At 60.6% G+C, this 21,337-nt stretch carries 20 protein-coding genes; 8 read left to right on the top strand and 12 right to left on the bottom strand.

Features of this window, described 5'->3' with window-relative positions:
* Nucleotides 1-4: 4 nt before the first annotated feature.
* Both JFU37_RS16120 and JFU37_RS16115 read right to left on the bottom strand, forming a co-directional pair.
* Complete coding sequence (locus JFU37_RS16120; RefSeq protein ID WP_201116187.1) at nt 5-484, bottom strand: NYN domain-containing protein; 480 nt, start codon at nt 482-484, stop codon at nt 5-7.
* Nucleotides 485-621: 137 nt separating this feature from the next.
* A complete protein-coding gene (locus JFU37_RS16115) occupies nt 622-1,380 on the bottom strand; it encodes a DUF2076 domain-containing protein (RefSeq protein WP_201116185.1) in 759 nt (252 codons plus the stop codon).
* A 178-nt stretch (nt 1,381-1,558) separates the two neighbouring features.
* Between JFU37_RS16115 and JFU37_RS16110 the strand changes: the two genes are divergently transcribed.
* Together JFU37_RS16110 and JFU37_RS16105 are read left to right on the top strand one after the other, a co-directional pair.
* Entirely contained in the window at nt 1,559-2,233 is a 675-nt protein-coding gene (locus JFU37_RS16110; RefSeq protein WP_201116183.1) for a YciC family protein, read from the top strand.
* Nucleotides 2,234-2,478: 245 nt separating this feature from the next.
* A complete protein-coding gene (locus tag JFU37_RS16105) occupies nt 2,479-3,570 on the top strand; it encodes an endonuclease/exonuclease/phosphatase family protein (protein ID WP_201116181.1) in 1,092 nt (363 codons plus the stop codon).
* Nucleotides 3,571-3,704: 134 nt separating this feature from the next.
* Here JFU37_RS16105 and JFU37_RS16100 read toward each other — a convergent pair whose 3' ends face one another.
* Genes JFU37_RS16100 through JFU37_RS16090 form a run of 3 tightly spaced genes read right to left on the bottom strand, consistent with a single transcriptional unit; the run spans nt 3,705 to nt 6,328 of the window.
* Entirely contained in the window at nt 3,705-4,541 is an 837-nt protein-coding gene (locus tag JFU37_RS16100; RefSeq protein WP_201116179.1) for an ABC transporter ATP-binding protein, read from the bottom strand.
* On the bottom strand, nt 4,529-5,332 hold the full coding sequence (locus JFU37_RS16095; RefSeq protein WP_201116178.1) for an ABC transporter permease: 804 nt from the start codon (nt 5,330-5,332) through the stop codon (nt 4,529-4,531). The genes JFU37_RS16100 and JFU37_RS16095 overlap by 13 nt, the downstream gene beginning before the upstream one ends.
* Nucleotides 5,333-5,341: 9 nt before the next feature.
* Nucleotides 5,342-6,328 carry an ABC transporter substrate-binding protein gene (locus JFU37_RS16090; protein WP_201116176.1) on the bottom strand — a complete coding sequence of 329 codons (987 nt, stop codon included), beginning with the start codon at nt 6,326-6,328 and terminating at the stop codon, nt 5,342-5,344.
* Between the two features lie 85 nt (nt 6,329-6,413).
* Here JFU37_RS16090 and JFU37_RS16085 point away from each other — a divergent pair, with 85 nt between their 5' ends.
* Complete coding sequence (locus tag JFU37_RS16085) at nt 6,414-6,686, top strand: hypothetical protein (RefSeq protein ID WP_201116174.1); 273 nt, start codon at nt 6,414-6,416, stop codon at nt 6,684-6,686.
* 2 nt (nt 6,687-6,688) lie between these two features.
* Here the strand turns inward: JFU37_RS16085 and JFU37_RS16080 are convergent, their stop codons facing one another.
* Entirely contained in the window at nt 6,689-8,059 is a 1,371-nt protein-coding gene (locus JFU37_RS16080) for an aspartate aminotransferase family protein (RefSeq protein ID WP_201116172.1), read from the bottom strand.
* A 24-nt stretch (nt 8,060-8,083) separates the two neighbouring features.
* Entirely contained in the window at nt 8,084-9,574 is a 1,491-nt protein-coding gene (locus tag JFU37_RS16075) for an aldehyde dehydrogenase family protein (protein ID WP_201116170.1), read from the bottom strand.
* Between the two features lie 227 nt (nt 9,575-9,801).
* Between JFU37_RS16075 and JFU37_RS16070 the strand changes: the two genes are divergently transcribed.
* On the top strand, nt 9,802-10,731 hold the full coding sequence (locus tag JFU37_RS16070; RefSeq protein ID WP_201116168.1) for a LysR substrate-binding domain-containing protein: 930 nt from the start codon (nt 9,802-9,804) through the stop codon (nt 10,729-10,731).
* Nucleotides 10,732-10,828: 97 nt separating this feature from the next.
* Here JFU37_RS16070 and hrpB read toward each other — a convergent pair whose 3' ends face one another.
* Complete coding sequence (gene hrpB, locus JFU37_RS16065; protein ID WP_201116166.1) at nt 10,829-13,345, bottom strand: ATP-dependent helicase HrpB; 2,517 nt, start codon at nt 13,343-13,345, stop codon at nt 10,829-10,831.
* 110 nt (nt 13,346-13,455) lie between these two features.
* Between hrpB and JFU37_RS16060 the strand changes: the two genes are divergently transcribed.
* Together JFU37_RS16060 and JFU37_RS16055 are read left to right on the top strand one after the other, a co-directional pair.
* On the top strand, nt 13,456-13,875 hold the full coding sequence (locus tag JFU37_RS16060; protein ID WP_201116164.1) for a polyribonucleotide nucleotidyltransferase: 420 nt from the start codon (nt 13,456-13,458) through the stop codon (nt 13,873-13,875).
* A 44-nt stretch (nt 13,876-13,919) separates the two neighbouring features.
* Nucleotides 13,920-14,825: a cation diffusion facilitator family transporter gene (locus JFU37_RS16055; RefSeq protein WP_201116162.1), complete on the top strand. Its 906-nt coding sequence runs from the start codon at nt 13,920-13,922 to the stop codon at nt 14,823-14,825.
* On the opposite strand, the gene JFU37_RS16050 is transcribed toward JFU37_RS16055, so the two are convergent.
* Entirely contained in the window at nt 14,810-15,883 is a 1,074-nt protein-coding gene (locus tag JFU37_RS16050) for a DUF6515 family protein (protein ID WP_201116160.1), read from the bottom strand. The genes JFU37_RS16055 and JFU37_RS16050 overlap by 16 nt on opposite strands.
* Nucleotides 15,884-16,319: 436 nt before the next feature.
* Between JFU37_RS16050 and JFU37_RS16045 the strand changes: the two genes are divergently transcribed.
* Both JFU37_RS16045 and JFU37_RS16040 read left to right on the top strand, forming a co-directional pair.
* Complete coding sequence (locus JFU37_RS16045) at nt 16,320-16,799, top strand: Lrp/AsnC family transcriptional regulator (protein WP_030129517.1); 480 nt, start codon at nt 16,320-16,322, stop codon at nt 16,797-16,799.
* Between the two features lie 277 nt (nt 16,800-17,076).
* Nucleotides 17,077-17,283, top strand: coding sequence for a DUF2788 domain-containing protein (locus tag JFU37_RS16040; RefSeq protein ID WP_201116158.1), 207 nt, complete (start codon nt 17,077-17,079; stop codon nt 17,281-17,283).
* On the opposite strand, the gene JFU37_RS16035 is transcribed toward JFU37_RS16040, so the two are convergent.
* From JFU37_RS16035 to JFU37_RS16025, 3 genes are all read right to left on the bottom strand, one after another.
* Nucleotides 17,278-17,919 carry a pseudouridine synthase gene (locus tag JFU37_RS16035; protein ID WP_242485734.1) on the bottom strand — a complete coding sequence of 214 codons (642 nt, stop codon included), beginning with the start codon at nt 17,917-17,919 and terminating at the stop codon, nt 17,278-17,280. The two genes, JFU37_RS16040 and JFU37_RS16035, sit on opposite strands and share 6 nt — an antisense overlap.
* 68 nt (nt 17,920-17,987) lie before the next feature.
* Entirely contained in the window at nt 17,988-19,487 is a 1,500-nt protein-coding gene (gene amn, locus JFU37_RS16030) for an AMP nucleosidase (protein ID WP_201116516.1), read from the bottom strand.
* A gap of 189 nt (nt 19,488-19,676) precedes the next feature.
* Nucleotides 19,677-21,326, bottom strand: coding sequence for an acyl-CoA dehydrogenase family protein (locus JFU37_RS16025; RefSeq protein ID WP_201116155.1), 1,650 nt, complete (start codon nt 21,324-21,326; stop codon nt 19,677-19,679).
* Nucleotides 21,327-21,337 lie beyond the last annotated feature (11 nt).

The raw sequence follows: 21,337 nt of genomic DNA, 5'->3' as shown, positions 1-21,337 counted from the left end.
AAAATCAATTCTTGAGCAGCAATGCGCCTTCGATCGGCACATAGCGGCTGGCGGCGCGGATCAGCGAATTAGCCGTCAGACCCGGCACGCCGTAAGCCACCGCCTGAACGCCGTGCTTGCTGATGATGCGCTCCAGCAGCATGTCGAAATCACCGTCGCCGGAGGCCAGCACCACTTCGTCGACGTGAGCGGCGGCGTCCATGATGTCGATGGTGATGCCCACGTCCCAGTCGCCCTTGGCCGAGCCATCGCTGCGCTGGATGTAGGGTTTGAGCTTCACGGTAAAACCGAGATTGCGCAGGATCTGCTGGAACTGCTGCTGTTTGCTGTCGCCACGATCGATCGCGTAGGCATAGGCCTCGACGATTTCACCCTGTTTGCTGATGTCAGCCCACAACGCGGCATAGTTGAAGTGGCAACCATAGGCCTGACGCACGGTGTAATAGAGGTTTTGAACATCGGCGAACACTGCAATTTTTTTCACCGTACATCCTCATGAGCGCACAGACGCGCAGGCAGGATCAGGCACCAGGCCCGAAAAGTCGCCCAGTATGCCAGCCATAAGGATTGTTCCGCGAATAATCAGCCCGAAGCGCCGCAGCGCTCCGGACGAATGGTGTGTCAGACGAAGGAATCGTCGTCATCGCCGCCGAAGAACGATGAACTGTCATCGTTGTAGTCAGCGTCGGCGAAACTGCCCTGATCGTTGGTGTTGTTGTCCGCCACGCGCTGATCACCGCCCCAGCCTTTGTCATTGCTCTGATCGCTGACCTGAGCCGGCTCCTCCTTGATCACTTCAACCACTTCCGGCTGCTGATTGTGATGGAACAGGCTGCTGATGCCTTGCGCCAGCATCACGCCACCCGCCACACCGGCGGCGGTTTTCAGTGCGCCGCCAAGGAATCCGCTGCCTACAGGCTGTTGCGGTGCGTAGTTCTGCTGAGGCGGTGCGGCACCGAAGTTCTGCTGTGGCGGTTGCGAATTGAACGACGGCCGCGCCGGTTCGCGCCAGCCGCCAGTGGAGGGCGGTGCGCTCTGCGTCGGTGCGGGCTGTGGATCGCGGGAACTGCCACCGAAGATGCTCGACAGAAAGCCACCGCTGGCGGGTGCAGCCGCGGGCGCCTGAGCCTTGGCCTGTTGCAGTTCGGCCTGCAACTGCTGGACTTGCTGGGTCAATTGCTTGTTCTGTTCGTCGAGGCTCTTGATGGCCGCCTCTTGCACCAGAATCGCCTGGGTCATGAAATAGCCCGCCGCGGGTTGGCGAGTCAGGTGCTCCTTGATCCGCGCCTCGGCCAGGGCGTCGCGCGGGGCTGAATCCGTTTCTGCCTGTTGCAGCCGGGAAAACAGTCCATCGATCAGGGTTTGTTCTTCGCTGTTCATGGCGACCTCGTAGATTGCCGGGAATTTCGTCGCCCTTATCCACTGTGGATAAGGTGCAAACTCGTAATGGAGGCTGATACAGGATGTTTCAATGGTCTTTACCTAACGTTTACGTTTGCTTGTGGCAGCACTTCATCGGTTAAAGTGTGTAACTGCTTATGACCAGCGATACCGACTGATGAATCCGTTCGACGTACTGCGTGACTCTCTGTACTTCTTCAAGCGCAATCTGGGCCAGATCGTGCAGCTGTGCCTGCCGCTGGTGATTTTTGAAGCGTTGTTGCAACAAATTGTCGACAACACGGCCGGCCCGGAAGGTTTCCCCGGTTACAGCGTGATTGTCGGCCTGCTGGTGTATCCGCTGTACACCGCTGCCCTGATCCTGTTTCTCGATGCCCGCAGCCGTGGCGAATCGCCGCGCACCCGCGACCTGCTGGCGATGTCCGCGACCCTGTGGCCGCGCTTCGCCCTGCTGACGGCGCTCAATACGGTGCTGATCCTGATCGGCCTGTCGCTGTATTTCCTGCCGGGCATCTGGCTGATGGTGACCCTGGCGTTTGCCGAGTACCTGCTGGTGCTGCGCGGCATGGCCCCGCTGGCGGCGATGAAGGAAAGCATGCGCCTGACCCGCGGCCATTTCCTGCGCATTCTGGTGTGCATCCTTTGCGTGATGGGACCATTGTGGGTGCTCAAGGGCGCGACCGTGGCGGTGTACCCCGACCCGCAGAACCCGGTGCTTTCGCTGCTGATCGACAGCGCTCACAGCTTCCTGCAACTGTTCACCAGTGTGGTGCTGTTCCGCTTGTTCATGCTGATTGCAGAGGCGCCCGAGAAAATTGATCGACCGCTCTGACTGGCGACGCCTCCTTGTAGCCGCTGGCGAAGCCTGCGTTCGGCTGCCTGTAGGAGCGAGCTTGCTCGCGAAAGACGTTAACGATAACGCGTTCATGTTGGATAAACGTGCGCTCTCAGGTCTTTCGCGAGCAAGCTCGCTCCTACAGGCAGCCGAACGCAGGCTTCGCCAGCTGCTACATGATGGGCATGCCGTTTACGCTCGGTTATGCTCGGGGCATCTTTTGTAACGCTATAAGCCGAGCCATGACCCGTCTACTGCGCTACACCCTGCTGGGCCTGCTGATTGTTATCGGTCTGTTTGCACTGTTGATCTACACGCTGACCTGGCGCCCCGGTGCCAAGGACGTGTTGCCGGTCAGTTGCAACGCCCAGGCGCCGACCCTGGCGCCGACCCTGGCGCCTGGCCAGGCGCTGAAGGTGATGACCTGGAACGTCCAATACCTGGCGGGTAAACGCTACGTTTTCTGGAACGACCTGGCGCACGGCGACGACGAAAAACCGACCCCCGAAGACATGGCCTTCAGCCTCGATGAAGTGGCGCGGGTGATTCGTGATGAACAACCGGACCTGGTGCTGCTGCAAGAACTCGATGACGACGCCAAGGCCAGCGATTACCAGAACCAGCTCAAGCTGCTTCAAGAGCGGGTCGCGGACCTGTATCCGTGCAGCGCCCACGCCTTCGACTGGAAAGCCGATTTCGTCCCCGATCCGCACATCTTCGGCAGCGTTGGCCGACAACTGGTGACCCTCAGCCGCTTCCAGATCGAACACGCCGAACGCCTGCAATTGCCGACCCTGCCGATCAATTTCATCAGTCGCCAGTTCAAACCGAAAAACGCCCTGTTGGTGAGTTACCTGCCATTGAGCGATGGCGGCCAGATAGCGGTGCTTAACACCCATCTGGACCGCATCACCGAACCCGACCAATCCTTGCAAGATCAAGTGACGGCGGTGGCCAAAGTACTCGACAAGTACGAAAGCCGTGGCACGCCATGGTTGATCGGGGGTGACTTCAATCTGTTGCCGCTGGGGCAATATCAACGCCTGCCTTCCGAGCAACGCACGCCCTACTCCGCCGACAGCGCGCTGCATTTGCTGTGGGACAAATACCCGATGATCCCCACCAACAACGAAGCCGGCGGCGTCGAGCGGGCGCAGTGGCTTACCCATTACCCGAACGATCCGGGCTTGAACGGTCCGGACCGGACTGTCGACTACCTGTTCTACAGTCCGCGGATCAAACGAGTCGAGGCGATGGTGAGGCAGGACGATACCTTGCGGATCTCCGATCACTTGCCGGTGATCGCCCGTTTCCTCTTGCCGGCTGCGCCTTAACCCCGGTTCAACGCAAGACCTGTAGGAGCGAGCTTGCTCGCGAAAAGCGGTGGATCAACATTGATTTCGCCTGACACGACGCCTTCGCGAGCAAGCTCGCTCCTACAGAAATTGCGCTCGACTGGCATCAGGGCTCAATGCTCCTCTTCCAGCTCGTCGTGCAGCAACCCGAAGATCTTGCGCTTCATGTCGATGAACGAGCGCTCCATGACCATGTCCAGGGTCCGTGGGCGGTCGATCGGCACGTCCAGAATTTGCTTGATCCGGCCCGGCCGCGCGCCCATGACGTAGACCCGGTCGCCCAACAGAATCGCCTCGTCGATATCGTGGGTCACGAACAGCACGGTCTTCTTGCTGTTGCCCCAAACCCGCAACAACAGTTGCTGCATTTGCAGGCGAGTCTGGCTGTCGAGCGCGCCGAAGGGTTCATCCATGAGCAAAATTTGCGGGTCGTTGGCCAATGCGCGAGCAATGGCGACACGCTGCATCATGCCGCCGGACAACTGCTTGGCGTAGTTGTCGGCGAACCCCGTCAGGCCCACTTCATTGACGTAGTAGTCGACGATTTCCTTGCGCTCGGCGGATGCCATGCCGCGACGCTTGAGGCCGAATTCGACGTTCTGCCGCACCGTCAGCCACGGGAACAGCGTGTAGCTCTGGAACACCATGCCGCGATCCGCGCCCGGCCCCTGCACTTGCTGACCGCCCACGTAAATCTCGCCTTCCGTGGGTTCATTCAGTCCGGCAGTGAGGTACAACAAGCTCGACTTGCCGCAGCCCGATGGCCCGACCAGCACAGCAAACTGCTGATCCGGCACTTCGAACGAGACTTGCTCCAGCGCGGTGAACATTCCACCGTCGGGCTTCTGGTAACGCAGACTGACCTTGTCCACTTGCAGTCGAGGCGCGGCCTGCGCCGGGGCAGCCTGGGGCGTGATGAAACGAGGGTTGACGGCGGTTACTGAGCCCATGCGGCGATCCTCAGACGTAGGAAACGGAACAGTTGATCGGTGACCAGGCCCAACAGACCGATGATCGCGATTGCCAGAAAGATCACATCCACTTGAAAGCCGCGCATGGCTTTAAGGCTCAGGTAGCCCAAACCACTGGAGGCCGCGACCAGTTCGGCGACGACCAGATACGTCCAGGCCCAGCCCATGGTCACGCGCAAGGTGTCGAGCACACCCGGCAACGACGCCGGAGCGATCACATGCAACACCGCATCGCGGCGGTTCGAGCCAAGGGTGTAGGACGCGTTGATCAGGTCTTTGGAAATGCCTTTGGACACGTCCGCGATCATCACCAGTTGCTGGAAAAACACCCCGAAGATGATCACCGAGACCCGTTGTTCCAGGCCGATGCCGATCCACAGAATGAACAGCGGCACGAATGAGGTCACCGGCAGGTAACGGATGAAGTTGACCATCGGTTCGAGGAAGGCCTGGACGATGCGGAAGCTGCCCATCAGCAACCCCAACGGCACCGCCACCAGGGACGAGACGATGAAACCGACCATCACCACTTCAACGCTGGCCCACACGTGTTGACCGAGCGTGCCGTCGCGACCCAGGCGCACGGCGGCCTCGACCACCGCCCCCGGTGTTGGCAGGAACATGCCCGGCACCACGCCGCCGTAAGACAATCCGGCCCACAGGCCGATCAATAAAAGCCAGGCCAGACCGCTCGCGCTCCAGATGACCTGCACGGGCAGGCCGGTCTTGGGCGTCATACAGCGGCTCAGCCATGAATTGCGCTTGAACATGCGAACCTCCTAGAGCGGGCTGACGAAACGGTTGTCGATCAGGTCGTCATTGCTGACGTTGTAGGGTTTGCCCTGCAATTCACTGGCGGTTTCGTTGGCCAGTTTGATCAACGGCTCGCTGTCACCCGGTTTGCCCGGCGAGCCCAGGAGTTTTTCGCTCATGGCTTGATCGTAGAAGCGCACGCCTTGCGCGGCGGCGGCCAGCTCCTTCGGATCGGCGAGGTAACCACCGACGCCTTTGGCCATTATTTTGTAGGCCTCTTGCGGATGCTCCTGGGTGTATTTCACCGCTTTGTACAACCCGGCGACCAATGCCTTGACGTCTTCTGGCTGCTTTTCGATGACCGAACAGTTGAGCGCCACCACGTCGACAATTACCCCCGGCGTGCTGCTGCTGTCGATCAGGACCTTGCCTTGATTCTTGCTGCGAACCATCGACAGGTGCGGTTCCCAGGTCACGGCGGCCGGCACGCGACCGGCGATAAATGCGGTAGCAGCGTCGTCAGCCGTCATGTTTTGCACGGTGATGTCGCTCATTTTCATGCCGTGTTTTTTCAGCAGATACGATAGCCAGAACTGCGAGGTCGACCCTTCGTTCACCGCCACCGCTTGACCCTTCAGCTCCTGCAGGCTCTTGACGTCCTTGCCCACGAGCACACCGTCGCCACCATGGCTGTCATCGAGTGCGGCGACGGCCTTGAAGCAAAATTGCGGGCGGTACTTGAGCACTTCGTCGATGGTCGACGCCGAGCCCGACAACTCCCCCGACGCCTGCGCGGCCATGTACATCGAGGCCTCTTCGACGACGGGTAGTTCGACGGTCAAGCCGTTTTCCTTGAAGTAGCCCAGATCCTGAGCCAGGTAGAGCGTGCCATAGCCAACCCACGTGGTGTGACCGATGGACAGGGTGCCGGCCTGGGCGCTGGTAGCGACCGTCGCGGCAATGGCGGTGACCGCCAGTGGATGAGCGAAGCGGGTAAACAAGGACTTTTTCATGGAGCACTCCCAAAGCTGTTGATTTAGTTTTGTAATGGGCAGTACGGTCAGTGGCCTTGGAGCAGATGCCACCTGTGGTCTCTGAATGGACCCGTCGGTGGTCAACGTTTGGCTGACTGGCGAAGTCGATGTTGGACCAAGGCAGGGATTAGGAAAATTAGGAAATATGTCGATGGGAGCGATGAAAAAACTGGGTAGCGTGCGCTGGGAAAGGGCGGTGTTGGCGGGGGTGCACGGGGTGGGTGCAACGCTCAATCAAAAGCAAAAGATCGCAGCCTTCGGCAGCTCCTACACAGGAATGCGATCCCCTGTAGGAGCTGCCGAAGGCTGCGATCTTTTTGGGATCACACTAATTTAAGATCAGAGACGGCCGTATTCCTGTGCCGTACGATCAACCGCTTTCAGGGTTTTCCCCACCAGCTCATCAACCTCCTCTCGACTGGCAATCAACGCCGGCGCCATGATCATTCGCCCCAGCGTCGAGCGAATAATCACCCCTTCCTCAAAGCCAATCGTGCGGCATCGCCAGGCAATATCGTTTTCGTTGGCAAAGCGCTTGCGGCTGGTTTTGTCCTCCGCCAATTGCAGTGCCGCGACCATACCGACGCCTTGAATATCCCCAACCAACGGGTGATTGCCGAACACCTCGCGCAAGCACTGTTGCAAGTACGGCCCGATGTCGTCCTTGACCCGCGTCACCACCCCCTCATCGCGCAACGCCTTGAGGTTGGCGATGGCCACTGCCGCCGCCACCGGGTGCCCGGAATAGGTCAACCCGTGGGCAAACACCCCGCCCTGCTCCACCAGCACCTGGGCCATTTTTTTCGACAGGATCAGTCCGCCCATGGGGATATAACCCGAGGTCAACCCCTTGGCGATGGACAGCGTGTCCGGCTCGAAACCGAAGTGCTCGTGGGCGAACCATTCGCCGGTTCGACCGAAGCCGCCGATCACTTCATCGGCGCACAGCAGCACATCGTACTTGCGGCAGATCCGCTGAATTTCCGGCCAGTAGCTTTCTGGCGGAAAGATCATCCCGCCCGCGCCCTGGAACGGTTCGGCGATGAAGCCGGCGACCTTGTCCGCGCCGAGTTCGAGAATCTTCGCTTCCAGTTGCTGTGCTGCCCGCAGTCCAAACTCGGCCGGGGTCAGATTGCCGTCGTGGGCAAAAAAGTACGGTTCATCGATGTGTTCGATGTCCGGAATCATGCCGCCCATTTCGTGCATGAACTTCATGCCACCGAGCGCCGTCGCGGCCAGGGTCGAGCCGTGGTAACCGTTCCAGCGACCGATCATGACTTTCTTCTCGGGCTTGCCGAGGATCGTCCAGTAACGGCGCACGGTACGGATCAGCACCTCGTTGGCTTCCGAGCCCGAGTTGGTGTAGATCGCGTGGCTGTAGTGTCCCGGCAGCAGGCTGAACAGCAGCTCCGACAGCTCGATCACCTGCGGGTGGGTGGTGTGGAAAAACATGTTGTAGTAAGGCAACTGCTCAAGCTGTTTAGTCGCGGCCGCCGCCAGGTCCTTGCGGCCGTAACCGAGGTTTGTGCACCACAGCCCGGACATGCCGTCGAGGTAACGCCGACCATCGTTGTCCCACAGATGCAGGCGCTCGCCACGGACCATCACGCGTGGCCCTTCGTCGTTGAGTGCCTTTTGATCGACGAATGCGTGGATGTGGTGCGCAGCATCGGCGGCCTGGTAGTCGCGGGTTTCACGTGGTGTGGTCATCGCCAGTTCTCCGTTTTTTTGTTATTAGCGCAATTGAAACCAGGTGGTCTTCAACTGAGTGTATTTATCGAATGAGTGCAGCGACAAGTCGCGGCCGAACCCGGACTGCTTGCCACCGCCAAAAGGTACGGTCACGTCGAGTGCATCGACACTGTTGACCGACACCGTGCCCGCTCGCAATTGTCGCGCCACACGGTGGGCACGATTGAGGTCGTCGGTCCACAGCGAAGCGGCCAGACCGTAGACGCTGTCGTTCGCCAGTTGCAAGGCGTGTGCCTCGTCATCGAAGGCTGTGATGGCCAGCACCGGGCCGAATACTTCATCGCGGAACAGCGGCATGTCCGCACGCACGTGGGTGAAAATGGTCGGCTGAATAAAGTTGTCGGAGCCGTTGAAGATCGATTGCCGACCACCACACACCTTCGTCGCGCCCAGGCGTTCGGCCTGCTCGATGAACTTCATGATGCGCGCAGTCTGGCGGCTGTCGACAATCGCCCCGGCATTGCTCGACGGGTCCAGCGGATCACCCGGCTGCCAGCGTTCGGCCTGCACCTTGAGGCGTTCGACGAATTCATCATGAATCGAACGTTCCACCAGCAAGCGCGAGTTGGCCGAGCAGACTTCACCCTGATTGAAGAAGATCCCGAACGCCGCTTTCTCGGCGGCCAGATCAAGGTCCTGACAGTCGGCGAACACCAGATTCGCACTCTTGCCGCCGCATTCCAGCCACACCTGCTTGAGGTTCGATTGCGCGGAATACTGCATGAAGTATTTGCCGACTTCGGTGGAGCCGGTGAAGACCAGGCAATCGATGTCCGGGTGCAAACCGAGGGCTTTGCCGGTCTGCTCACCGAGACCCGGCACTACGTTCAGCACACCTGGCGGCAGGCCGGCTTCCAGCGCCAGCTCGGCCAGACGCAGCGCGGAAAACGGTGATTGCTCGGCGGGTTTGAGGACCACCGAGTTACCAGCAGCCAAGGCCGGGGCAAGTTTCCACGCTGCCATGTCCAACGGGAAATTCCATGGCACCACTGCAGCCACCACACCGAGCGCTTCGCGGGTGATGGTCGCCAGTACGTTCTGCGCGCTGGGGGCAATCTGGTCATACAGTTTGTCGAGGCTTTCGGCGTACCAGCGAAACACGCCGGCAGCGCCCGGCACGTCGATGTTGTAGGCATCCATCACCGGTTTGCCCATGTTCAGCGAATCAAGCAACGCCAGTTCTTCGCGGTGATCCATGATCAGATCAGCCAGGCGCAACAGCACTTGCTTGCGCTCGCCCGGCGAACGCGCCGCCCAGGTTCCAGCCTCGAACACTTGCCGCGCACTGCGCACAGCCGCGTTCACGTCTTCATCGCCGCAAGCGGCCACGTTAGCCAGACACTGGCCGGTGGCGGGGTTGATCACGGCGAAGGTCTGTCCCGACTGCGCCGAATGGGGTTTGCCGTCGATCAGTGCCTGATCTGGAAACGGCAGTGCAGCGGCCTTGTTTTGCCAGTATGTAAGCTCGAACACGTTCAGATGCTCCATGGGCTTTTCTTGTGAATTGGATGGTGGCCCAGGCCCTCGACCAGGAAAAATAGTAAAAATGTCTTCGCAGACCATGAAAAAACTGGGCAGCCAATCTCCCCGGTTGCGCGGTTATGTGGTTATTGTTCAGGCCTAACAACACCGTCGTCAGAACGGATGCAGTCGGCGCGAAAATTGCCTGGATGTATAGTCCATCCACCCCGAGGTTTGCCGTGGCTGCCTACAACCTGCGTCAACTGAAATACTTCATCACCACCGTCGAATGCGGCAGCGTCGCCGAGGCTTCGCGCAAGCTGTACATCGCCCAGCCGGCGATCTCCACGGCGATCAAAGGCCTGGAAGACAGCTTCGGCGTGCAACTGCTGATCCGTCACCACGCCCAGGGTGTGTCCTTGACCCCTAGCGGCGCGCGCTTCTATCGCAAGGCCCAGGAACTGTTGCGCATGGCCAAGGAGTTCGAACAGAACGCCCTCGCCGACAACGACGTGGTGTCCGGGCAAATCGATATCGGCTGCTTCGAAACGGTTGCCCCCTTGTACTTGCCACAGTTGATTGCCGGGTTCTCGGCGCTGTATCCGGGGGTGAAAATCCGCATCCGCGACGGCGAGCAGCAAGAGCTGGTGCAAGGCCTGACGTCGGGTACCTTCGACCTGGCGATCCTGTATGAACACGACCTCGACGCCACCATCCAGACCGAACCGCTGATGCCGGCACAACGGCCTTACGCGTTACTGCCGGCGGATCATCGCTTTGCCCAGTTGAAGCAAGTGTCACTGCGCGACCTGTGCCTGGAGCCGATGATTCTGCTGGACGTGCAACCGAGCCGGACTTACTTCGTCAGCCTGTTCGAAGAACTCGGCCTGACGCCGCACATTGCCTTCAGCTCTCCCTCGATCGAGATGGTGCGGGGGATGGTCGGGCAAGGGTTCGGCTTTTCGATCCTGGTCACCCGGCCGCATTCGGAATGCACCTACGACGGCCAGAAAGTGGTGTGCGTGGACATCGTCGAAGACGTCACCGGCTCAGGGCTGGTGGCTGCGTGGTTGAAGCGCGGGCAACTGACCAAACCGGCGCAGTTGTTTGCCGACTATTGCCGGGAGCAGCTCACCGCGAAAGCCGAAAGATCGCACTTACCCTTGTAGGAGCGAGCTTGCTCGCGATGGGCTTGAAGGCGGCGCTTGTTTCCAGACAGCACGCGTTATCGTTCACGTCCATCGCGAGCAAGCTCGCTCCTACAGATTATTTACGGGGTTTGATCCGCGCGGTGGCTTCGGCCACCAACGGGTCATCCGGCCAGTAATGCTTCGGATACCGCCCTTTCAAATCCTTCTTCACCTCGGCGTAAGTACTGCGCCAGAAGTTGGCCAGGTCCTGCGTCACCTGCACCGGCCGCCGCGCCGGGGACAGCAGGTGCAACTTCACCACCTGGCGGCCGCCGGCAACCCTCGGCGTCTCGGCCAGGCCGAACAACTCTTGCAAACGCACCGCCAGAATAGGCGGTTGCTCGCTGTAATCCAGACGAATCGACGAACCCGACGGCACGCTCAAATGGTGCGGCGCCAGCTCGTCGAGCCGTTGCGGCAGCGGCCATGGCAACAGGTTATGGACGATGCTCGACAGGTCCAGGTTGGCGAAGTGACTGAGTCGCGAGACTTTCCCCAGATACGGCATCAGCCAGTGCTCAAGGCTTTTGAGCAGTGCGGTGTCGCTGACATCCGGCCATTCACTTTCAGGCTTGCTGCTGAGGTCCAACTGCCGCAACAACGCGACTCGCGCTTGCCACTGACGCAGCTCCGGCGTCCATGGCAACAGCTCCAGCCCCTTGCGTCGCACCAGATTGACCAGCGCCTGACTGCGAGCCGTTTCATCGAGGCCGGTCAGCGGTTCGCGGCTGAGGATCAACTCGCCCACCTTGCGCTGGCGCTCAGCGCGCAACACACCTTCGCGTTCGTCCCAATCCAGTTGATCGACGCAACGCACTTGCTCCGACAGCACGGAATCGAACAGCGCCGGATCGAAATCCGCTGCCAGATAAATCCGTTCCTCACGCTGGCCCTGACGGCTGCCGAGGTCGGCGATCACCAGCCACGGTTGCTTCATCAGACTGTCGGCGTCGGCGAACAGCGCTGCGCGACCGTTAGCCAGGCGATATTCCGCGCCACCGGCCCGACGTTGTTGGGCAACTCGGTCCGGATAGGCCAGCGCCAGCAGCGCGCCGAGCCAACGCGGATGATCCGGATCGCTGACGGGCTCCGACGCTTTGCCGCGCAGGTAACCGCGATACTGTCGCGCCAGTTGCCGGGCCCGTTGCACGCCGCCCTGAGCGCCACGGGCAGCGCGCTCTTCGCCGGACAACAACACCAGTCGACTGTGCAAGTCAGCCCCGGCACCGCGCAAAATATCGCGCTCCCCCAGCAGTGCCGCGACGTCGCAGGCCATGTCTGCCAGGCCAAGTGCCTGACCGCGCAACAGCAAATGCGCGATGCGCGGATGCGCCGGCAGTTCGGCCATGGCCTGACCGTGACGGGTCAGCGCTTCGCCGTCCAGGGCGCCCAGTCGATCAAGCAGATCCTGAGCCTGTGCATAAGCCGCCGCTGGCGGAATGTCGAGCCACACTAACTGACCCGGCGTCACGCCCCAACGCCCGAGTTGCAACGCCAGGCCGGCAAGGTCCGCCGAGAGAATTTCCGCACTGGCGTAAGCCGCCAATTGCTCGTGCTGATCCTGCGACCACAAGCGATAACACACGCCCGGCTCCAGGCGCCCGGCCCGGCCGGCGCGCTGTGTGGCGCTGGCGCGGGAAATGCGCTGGGTGTCGAGCCGGGTCATGCCGCTGCCCGGATCGAAACGCGGCACTCGCGCCAACCCGGCATCGATCACCACGCGCACACCGTCGATGGTCAGGCTGGTCTCGGCGATGTTGGTCGCCAGCACCACTTTGCGTTTGCCGACAGGCGCCGGATCAATCGCCGCACGCTGCGCGGCCAGGTCCAGTTCGCCATGCAATGGGCAGAGCAACACCTGTGAGCTCTCGCCCAGAGCATCGGCCAGTTGTTGATGAACTCGACGGATTTCCGCCTGCCCCGGCAGAAAGACCAGAAGGCTGCCGGTTTCGTCATTCAAGGCGTCGAGAACGGTCTGCACCACACGAGGCTCGATGAATTCACCCGGCTGGAACGGTCGGCTCCAACGCATCTGCACCGGGTACATGCGCCCTTCACTGCGCAGGATCGGCGCGTCATCGAGCAACCCGGCCAGGCGTTCGCCTTCCAGGGTTGCAGACATCAATAGAATTTTCAGCGGTTGATCGTCTCGGAACAGCTCCCGGCCGTTCAAACTCAGGGCCAACGCCAGGTCGGCGTCGAGACTACGCTCATGGAACTCGTCGAAGATCAGCAGACCGACGCCTTCCAGCGCCGGGTCATCCTGCAAGCGCCGGGTGAGGATACCTTCGGTGACCACTTCGATACGCGTTTTGGGGCCGACTTTGCTGTCGAGGCGAATGCGATAACCGACGGTTTCACCGACCTTCTCGCCCAGTTCACTGGCCAGACGTTCCGCCGCCGCCCGCGCTGCCAACCGGCGCGGTTCGAGCATCAGGATGGTTTGTCCCGCCAGCCACGGCTCGTTGAGCAAGGCCAAGGGCACACGGGTGGTTTTACCCGCGCCGGGCGGTGCTTCAAGCACGGCTTCGTGGCGTGTAGCCAAGGCTTCACGCAGGGCGGGTAAAACTTCATCAATCGGCAAAGAAATCATGCTGGCTCCCAAACAGAGGCGCGAGTATAACGGCGAACTGCTTGTCGCTCGTTGCGGTCCTAATTCATATCGACGACGCTACGTTTTCCAAATGACTCAGGAGATTTCATATGCGTGTTCCCTTTCGCCTGATTGGCGGTGTCTTGGTGGCAACCCTGCTGACCCAAGTGACCGCTTGCGGATCGATTTTCTACCCGGATCGCCGCGGCCAGATTGACGGCAAGATCGACCCGGCCATCGCCGCCCTCGATGCGGTGGGGCTGCTGTTCTATATCATCCCAGGCCTGATCGCGTTTGCCGTGGACTTCGCCACTGGGGCGATTTATTTCGAACCGGGCAAGACCGCCCAGGTAGCCCCGGAAAAACTCAAGGACGCCATCGGCGCCGACGGCAAGGTCGATACCCAAAAATTGCAGACTATTCTCGAAACTGAACTGGGTCGTCGATTCCCGCTGGATGACCCGCGCCTGATCCAACACAAGGGCAGCCCTCAGCAACTGGCCATGTTCGGCTTGCAACCTGCCGCGTAATCCGTGCACGTGAAGGGCCGCTTAAAAAAGGAAAAGCCGTACCTATGATCACAAGCGTCGAACACGCCCGCCTGCTGCGGCTGGCAACCCGTGCCTCGGTGGCGGTGGCCTGTACGCTGATCGTCGCCAAAGCCATCGCCTGGTGGTTGAGCGGTTCGGTGAGCATGCTCGCCGGGTTGACTGACTCGGTACTCGATGGCGTGACATCGCTGCTTAATTTGCTGGCGGTGCATTACGCCTTGCGCCCCGCCGATGACGATCACCGTTACGGGCATGGCAAGGCCGAATCACTGGCCGGCATGGCTCAGGCGCTGTTCATTGGCGGCAGTGCGGTGTTGATTGCCTTGCAGGCGTTTGACCGGTTGAAGCATCCGGAGCCCGTGGGCGCACCGTGGATCAGCATCGGGGTGATTGTGTTCTCCCTGGTGCTGACGCTGGCGTTGCTGACGTTGCAACATCGGGTGGTCAAGGCCACCGGCTCGAACGCGGTGCGCGCCGACTCGCTGCATTACCGCTCGGACATGCTGCTCAATGGCAGCATCCTCGTGGCGCTGATATTGGCGGGGTTTGGCTGGAACCAGGTGGATGCGTGGTTTGGTCTGGGGATCGCGGTCTACATTTTGTGGAGCGCGATTCAAATCGCCCGGGAAAGTTTTACGGTGCTGATGGATGAAGAACTGCCGCCGGATGTCAGCCAGCACATGCTTGAACTGGCGTGCGGTGTACCTGGGGTGTTGGGCGCGCATGACCTGCGCACGCGAATTTCCGGCAACCAGTGGTTCGTGCAATTGCATCTGGAGTTACCGGGAAACCTCACCCTGTCAGTCGCTCACGCCATCAGCGATCAAGCCGCCGATGCGATTCACGCCGCCTACCCGCGAGCCGAAGTGCTGGTGCACGCCGACCCGCGGGAAGTGGTACTGCCCGCCAGGGCTCAGAAAGAAACCTGATAACCGCGACTGCTCAGGCAGTTGCCCTGGGCCTGGCGGTAGGCTTGCACCACCGACGGGTCCGGTTGATAGGTGGCCGTTCGTGGATCAAAGCCACTCTGCTGTACTGCGTATTGATAGCACTCGTAACCGTCCTGATTGATCTGCTCGGGCGACTGGCCGTTGGCTGGATAAGCCTCCACGTCATAGCCATTGCTGGTCGGTTGCGGCGCCTGTTGCACGGGCGGTTCAACCACGACGTAATCCTGAGTGCTTTCCTGATAGGCGTAATACGAACCCGCCGCCAGGAACAACAGCGCACCGCCGATCCACACTTCACGCGCGTAATCGGGCAAGTAGCTGACACGAATTCCGCGAGGCGGCTGCACCACCACATAGCGTGGGCCCTGCGGGCGATACCAGTAGCCACCGGAGTAGAAGTAATCCTGACCTCGATAAGGCACGCGGAATTCACGGTCCGGGAAGCGATCGATCATATGACCGGGACGGTACTGCGGGCCGGGGCCCCAGCCATTGCCATGCCCCTCCGGACGCCCTGCCCACCGATGATCGTCGGGGTGTGAAGCCTGACCACCGTTTTGCCAGTGCGGGTTGTTATCGTTGCGCCGCGGAACGTCCTGATAGTAGCCACGCTGCGGCTGCTGGGTCTGGCGCACCGTGTCGGGCCGGCCCTGGATCGGCAGGTCATTGGCCGGCAGCTTCGGCGGCGGTGGTGGCGGCCGGACCGGATTGTTGTAGTCGTGCTGCGCGTGGTTTTGCCCATTCTGATTCTGGCCGTTGTGCTCGAACTGACGGTTGTTGTCACCTCGATTGCCATCGTTGTTCTGCACACGCGGTTGATTGTTTTGAGCAGGCTGATTATTTTGCGGGCGCGGCTGATTGTTGCCGCCATGGCCCTGATTGTTTCCCTGATGGCCCTGATTGTTTCCCTCATGGCCCTCCGACCCGTGTTGCCCGCCCTCAGGGCCACGGTTTTGCGGTTCATCGGCCAGCGTTTGAGCAGTGACACTTACACACAGCAAACCAACACCGGCCAAACGCCAGATGCGCGACTTCATGCTTTTCCTCACTGTGGGTTAGGGCCTGTACGTAAGACTGGGAAAGTGCAGGCCGGTTCTGCAACAGGTTATCAGTCGCGCAACTTATTTATTGAGGACTGGCGAGAAATTCCAGGCAAGAAAAAGGGGAGACCCGTCGGCCTCCCCTTGAGAACTTCGTCCGTGCTCGACGCTTATGACGTCGGCTCACCTCACGCCGTCTTCTGGACAGTGTGTAGCTCGGGGGCCGGCTCATCCCCTGTGGGGAGTGGCGACCGCAGCTGGCCTGATTGGGCGAGCCGCTGTGGACTGTTTGTCCGAGCAGTGATTCTGGTAATAAGAATAGGCTCGCGGCGCCGGCAGAGGATTGCGAAGATTGCTCAAATAAACATCACTTGCGCAATTTTTAACCCTGGATAGATAATCTTCCGCAATAGTTATGACAAAGGCCTGATTGATGAGCAAACTCGACCGATACGACCTGAGCATTTTGGCGGAATTGCAGCGTGACGCGCGCATCTCCAACCAGGAGCTGGCCGAACGCATCGGCCTGTCCCCCTCGCCGTGCTCGCGGCGGGTCAAGCAATTGGAAGATGACGGCTACATCACCCGTCAGGTCGCCCTGCTGGACCGCAAAATGCTCGGTTTGAGCCTGACGGCCTACGTACTGATCGGCATGGACCGACATACGCCGGAGCGGTTCGAGAACTTTGAAGCGGCCATTCGCACGCTGCCGCAAGTGCTGGAATGCAGCTTGGTGACGGGGATGGATGCCGACTATCAACTCAAGGTGGTGGTGCCGGACATGGACCACTATCAGAAACTGCTGCTGGGGCATTTGACCCGGATTGAAGGGGTGACGAGCGTGCGCTCCAGTTTTGTGTTGAACCAGGTGCTCAACAGCACCGAACTGCCCCTCACCCACCTGCGCAACTGAGCCCACTTCTGTAGGAGCTGTAGGAGCTGGTAGGAGCTGGTAGGAGCTGTCGAGTGAAACGAGGCTGCGATCTTTTGATTTTGCTTTTTAAGAAACAAGATCAAAAGATCGCAGCCTCGTTTCACTCGACAGCTCCTACCAGCTCCTACAGCTCCTACAAGGGCCGGCACAGGCGATGAATGACCGCGTCACACCGACGCAGGTCAATGCTCCGCCATTCCCCCATGGCGTATACTCGACCCGCCCTTTTTAGCCCCGCCCGCGCTGGAGATGTTCGATGGATCCTGCAGTATTTGAAGAGTGGATGATGACCGGCCTGGTCACCATCCTGATCATTTTCATGGGCTTCATCGTCTGGGATCTGGCGAAGAAGTCCAAGGCCGGCAAGTTCGGCACGCTCATTCTGTTCTTCGTGCTGGGCCTGGGAATTTTCGCGTTCATCGTCAAAAGCGTGGTGATCGCGTACATCGAAAGCGGCTCATAAACGCGCCGGGACTTCCTTCCACTGGCCTTGATCGAGCCCTTCGATCGTCCAGTCGCCGATTCTGACCCGCACCAGCCGCAGCGTCGGCAAGCCGACCGCAGCGGTCATGCGCCGCACCTGACGGTTGCGTCCCTCGCGAATCACCAGCTCCAGCCAATGGGTCGGCACGCTTTTGCGAAAGCGCACCGGCGGGTTGCGTGGCCATAATTCAGGCTCATCCAACTGCCGCGCCTCAGCGGGCAAGGTCATGCCGTCGTTCAGCTCGACGCCATCGCGCAAGCGCTGCAACTGCTCGGCGCTCGGCTCGCCTTCCACCTGCACCCAATAAGTCTTGGCCAGTTTGTGTTTCGGGTCGGCGATCCGCGCTTGAAGCTGGCCGTCGTTGGTCAACAGCAACAACCCTTCGCTGTCACGGTCCAGCCGTCCTGCCGGGTAAATCCCCGGAATCTCGATATAGTCCTTGAGCGTCGCCCGCCCTTCGCCATCGCTGAATTGCGTCAGCACATCGAACGGTTTGTTGAACAGAATCAGCTTCGGCTCGGCCGGCGGCGCTTTGGCAACGCGACGCGGGGCTGAGGACGATGGCGCAGGCTTCGCGCCAGGGCGGCGGGAAACGGGACGTTGGGGACGGGACATGGCGAAAAGAACATCTAACGGTCAGGGCTGCCAATGCTAGTACCCCGACCGTTAAATAACCATGCCTGTTAGCGGAACGGCGGCTCGTCGAAGCTGCGCAATTTGCGCGAGTGCAGCGAGTTGAGTTCGGTGCGCAACAGATCCACCGCCTCGATACCGATCTTCAAGTGCTGGCTGACCGCGCGTTCATAGAAGGCGTTGGCCGAGCCCGGCAGCTTGATTTCGCTGTGCAAGGGTTTGTCCGAGACACAGAGCAGCGTGCCGTAAGGCACTCGCAAGCGATAACCCTGCGCTGCGATGGTGCCGCTTTCCATGTCCACCGCGACAGCGCGGGACAAGTTGATCAACGGACGTTCCTGAGCCCAACGCAGCTCCCAGTTACGGTCGTCGTAGGTCAGCACGGTGCCGGTGCGCAGGCGTTTCTTCAGCTCATCGCCCTTCTCGCCGGTGATGTTGGCCGCCGCTTGCTGCAACGCCATCTGCACTTCGGCCAGGGCCGGAATCGGAATGTTCGGCGGCACGACCCGGTCAAGAATCCCGTCGCGGCGCATGTAGGCGTGAGCCAATACGTAGTCGCCAATGGTCTGCGACTGACGCAAGCCACCACAGTGGCCAATCATCAGCCAGCAATGCGGGCGCAGTACCGCCAAATGGTCAGTGATGTTTTTAGCGTTGGACGGGCCGACGCCGATGTTCACCAGGGTCACGCCATGGCCGTCGCTGGCAATCAGGTGATAGGCCGGCATCTGGTAGCGATGCCAAACCACGCCCGCGGCAATCGCCGAGGCTTCGCCGTGATCCATGCTCTTTTCGATGATCACGTTGCCCGGCAACACCATCCGCACGAAACGCGGATCACTGCGCAACTGCTCCAGGCCATGGACGATGAACTGGTCGACATAACGGTGGTAGTTGGTCAGCAGAATCCACGGCTGTACATGGCGCCAGTCGCTGCCGGTGTAATGCACCAGTCGGCGTAGCGAGAAGTCCACCCGGGCCGCATCGAACAACGCCAGCGGCAGCGGATCGGTGTTTTCCCAATCGTACAAACCATCGGCAATGCCATCGGTGGCGGCCGACAGGTCGGTACTCGGGAACACCCGCGCCAGCACGGCGGCGGTGACACCGGAACCGGCCAGCTCATCGCCCTGTTCAACCACATATGGATAAGGAATGTTCTGCTGGCTGATGCCCACTTCGACCGTCACGGTGAAGTCATGCATCAACGGCACCAGCTGTTCCAGCAGGTATTTACGGAAAGCGGCGGGATGGGTGACGGTAACGCTGTAGGTCCCCGGCAACTGAACCTTGGCGTAGGCACGCGTGGTCTGTGGGACTTCGCCCTGGCAATGGTAGGTCAGACGCAATTCAGGATAACGAAACATCGCACGCTGTTCGGCGTCCGGCTCAATACGGTCCTTGAGGTAACGCTTGAGCGCCTGGTTCAGCGCGGTGGTTGCACGATTGTGCAAGAGTGCAAGCCGGTCCACGGCTTGCTCGGCGGTTTGAACGATAATAAAAGCTTCGGTCACGATCAGCATCCTGTGTTCTGACTTGCAGACCTTCATCTTGCCTGTATCGTCGCCCGACGGGAACAGTGGCATGCTGATACACACTAGTCGGTTCACCAAAGATCAAATGTGGGAGCGAGCCTGCTCGCGAATGCGCCGGCACATCCAACATCGATATGACTGACAGACCGCTTTCGCGAGCAGGCTCGCTCCCACAGTGGATCATTGTCGTTCACCCGAGCGTGGTCAAAAACCCTGCGGAGTAGAGCGCGCCACAATCGCTTCCACCTCCAGTCCTCGCGGCAACGCGCCAAACACCCGGCCTGCCGACCCAAGACGACTGGCGATGAAGGCGTCACTGACCGCGGCATTACCTGCCTCCAGCAATAGCTTGGCCTGAAGCCCCAAGGCGATGTCTTCGGTCAGCTGCCGGGCGCGGTATTGAATGTCGCCAGTGTCCTTGAAGGCCGCCTGCAATTGACTGATGTGCGCGGCCAGGCGTTTGTCGCCATGGCCGTCCCCCAACTCGCTGAACAGCACATCCAGCACCCCCGGTTCTTTCGACAAGGCCCGCAGTACATCAAGGCATTGCACGTTGCCGGAGCCTTCCCACGTCGAATTGACCGGTGCCTCGCGGTACAAACGCGGCAGGATGCTTTCTTCGACATAGCCGGCACCGCCCATGCACTCGGCGGCTTCGTTGATCATCGCGGGTGCGCGCTTGCAGATCCAATACTTGCCCACGGCCGTCACCAGGCGTGCGAATTTCGCTTCCTGCGCGTCGTCCAGATGATCCAGCGCCCGGCCCATGCGCAGGCTCAAGGCCAGGGCGGCTTCGCTTTCCAGGGCGAGGTCGGCCAGTACGTTCTGCATCAAGGGTTGTTCGCTGAGCAGCTTGCCGCCAACGCGGCGGTGCGCGCAGTGATGGCTGGCCTGGGTCAACGCCTGGCGCATCAGCGCGCTGGAACCGACCATGCAATCGAACCGGGTCATGGCGACCATTTCGATGATGGTCGGAACGCCCCGCCCTTCGTCACCCACCATCCACGCCAGGGCGCCACGAAATTCCACTTCGCTGGAGGCGTTGGAGTTGTTGCCGAGTTTGTTTTTCAGCCGCTGGATGTAGAACTGATTGCGCGTACCATCCGGGCGATGGCGCGGCAGCAGGAAACAGGTCAATCCCTTGTCCGTCTGCGCCAGGGTGAGGAAGGCATCGCACATTGGCGCGGAACAAAACCACTTATGGCCCAACAACTCATAGGCCTGGCCCGGACCGCTGGCACCGACCGGATACGCCTTGGTGGTGTTGGCCCGCACATCGGTGCCGCCCTGCTTCTCGGTCATGGCCATGCCAATGGTGACACCGGCCTTGTGCGCCATGCCAACGTTGCGCGGGTCGTATTCGGTGGCGAGGATTTTCGGCAGCCATTGTTCGGCCAGATCCGGCTGCAGGCGCATCGCCGGGACACTGGCGAAAGTCATGGTCAACGGGCATCCGCTGCCGGCTTCGGCCTGGCTGTGCAAGTAGGTCATGGCGGCGCGGGCGACGTGGGCGCCGGGCTGCGGGTGCGCCCACGGCAACGAGGTCAGCCCGTGCTCGACCGCCGTGCGCATCAATTCGTGGTAGGCCGGATGAAACTCCACCAGGTCGATGCGATGACCATAACGGTCATGGCTGACGAAGACCGGTTTGTTCTGATTGGCCAGGAACCCTGCTTCCATCAGCGGCCCGCCGGCCAGTGCGCCGTAAGCGTCGATCCGCACCTGCGCCCAACCGGCCCCGAAACGCTGCGACCACTCCTGCAAAGGCAGGTCGATGCGATACAGATTGGTGCCGTCCAGCGACGGTGGCTGGTTGGTGACTTCGTGGGTTTCAGCGAACTGATGCAGGTTCATGACAGGGCTCC

The sequence above is a fragment of the Pseudomonas sp. TH41 genome (assembly GCF_016650695.1).
Classification (GTDB): domain Bacteria; phylum Pseudomonadota; class Gammaproteobacteria; order Pseudomonadales; family Pseudomonadaceae; genus Aquipseudomonas.
The sequence above is the reverse complement of the archived record's forward strand: the minus strand, read 5'-3'. Positions and strand labels throughout refer to the sequence as shown.

Excerpts from the sequence above, each read along its gene's own strand:
- JFU37_RS16115 (WP_201116185.1), bottom strand. The coding sequence starts at position 1,380 with ATGAACAGCGAAGAACAAACCCTGATCGATGGACTGTTTTCCCGGCTG.
- JFU37_RS16110 (WP_201116183.1), top strand. The coding sequence starts at position 1,559 with ATGAATCCGTTCGACGTACTGCGTGACTCTCTGTACTTCTTCAAGCGC.
- JFU37_RS16105 (WP_201116181.1), top strand. The coding sequence starts at position 2,479 with ATGACCCGTCTACTGCGCTACACCCTGCTGGGCCTGCTGATTGTTATC.
- JFU37_RS16100 (WP_201116179.1), bottom strand. The coding sequence starts at position 4,541 with ATGGGCTCAGTAACCGCCGTCAACCCTCGTTTCATCACGCCCCAGGCT.
- JFU37_RS16095 (WP_201116178.1), bottom strand. The coding sequence starts at position 5,332 with ATGTTCAAGCGCAATTCATGGCTGAGCCGCTGTATGACGCCCAAGACC.
- JFU37_RS16090 (WP_201116176.1), bottom strand. The coding sequence starts at position 6,328 with ATGAAAAAGTCCTTGTTTACCCGCTTCGCTCATCCACTGGCGGTCACC.
- JFU37_RS16085 (WP_201116174.1), top strand. The coding sequence starts at position 6,414 with ATGGACCCGTCGGTGGTCAACGTTTGGCTGACTGGCGAAGTCGATGTT.
- JFU37_RS16080 (WP_201116172.1), bottom strand. The coding sequence starts at position 8,059 with ATGACCACACCACGTGAAACCCGCGACTACCAGGCCGCCGATGCTGCG.
- hrpB (WP_201116166.1), bottom strand. The coding sequence starts at position 13,345 with ATGATTTCTTTGCCGATTGATGAAGTTTTACCCGCCCTGCGTGAAGCC.
- JFU37_RS16060 (WP_201116164.1), top strand. The coding sequence starts at position 13,456 with ATGCGTGTTCCCTTTCGCCTGATTGGCGGTGTCTTGGTGGCAACCCTG.
- JFU37_RS16055 (WP_201116162.1), top strand. The coding sequence starts at position 13,920 with ATGATCACAAGCGTCGAACACGCCCGCCTGCTGCGGCTGGCAACCCGT.
- JFU37_RS16050 (WP_201116160.1), bottom strand. The coding sequence starts at position 15,883 with ATGAAGTCGCGCATCTGGCGTTTGGCCGGTGTTGGTTTGCTGTGTGTA.
- JFU37_RS16045 (WP_030129517.1), top strand. The coding sequence starts at position 16,320 with ATGAGCAAACTCGACCGATACGACCTGAGCATTTTGGCGGAATTGCAG.
- JFU37_RS16040 (WP_201116158.1), top strand. The coding sequence starts at position 17,077 with ATGGATCCTGCAGTATTTGAAGAGTGGATGATGACCGGCCTGGTCACC.
- JFU37_RS16035 (WP_242485734.1), bottom strand. The coding sequence starts at position 17,919 with ATGTCCCGTCCCCAACGTCCCGTTTCCCGCCGCCCTGGCGCGAAGCCT.
- amn (WP_201116516.1), bottom strand. The coding sequence starts at position 19,487 with ATGAAGGTCTGCAAGTCAGAACACAGGATGCTGATCGTGACCGAAGCT.
- JFU37_RS16025 (WP_201116155.1), bottom strand. The coding sequence starts at position 21,326 with ATGAACCTGCATCAGTTCGCTGAAACCCACGAAGTCACCAACCAGCCA.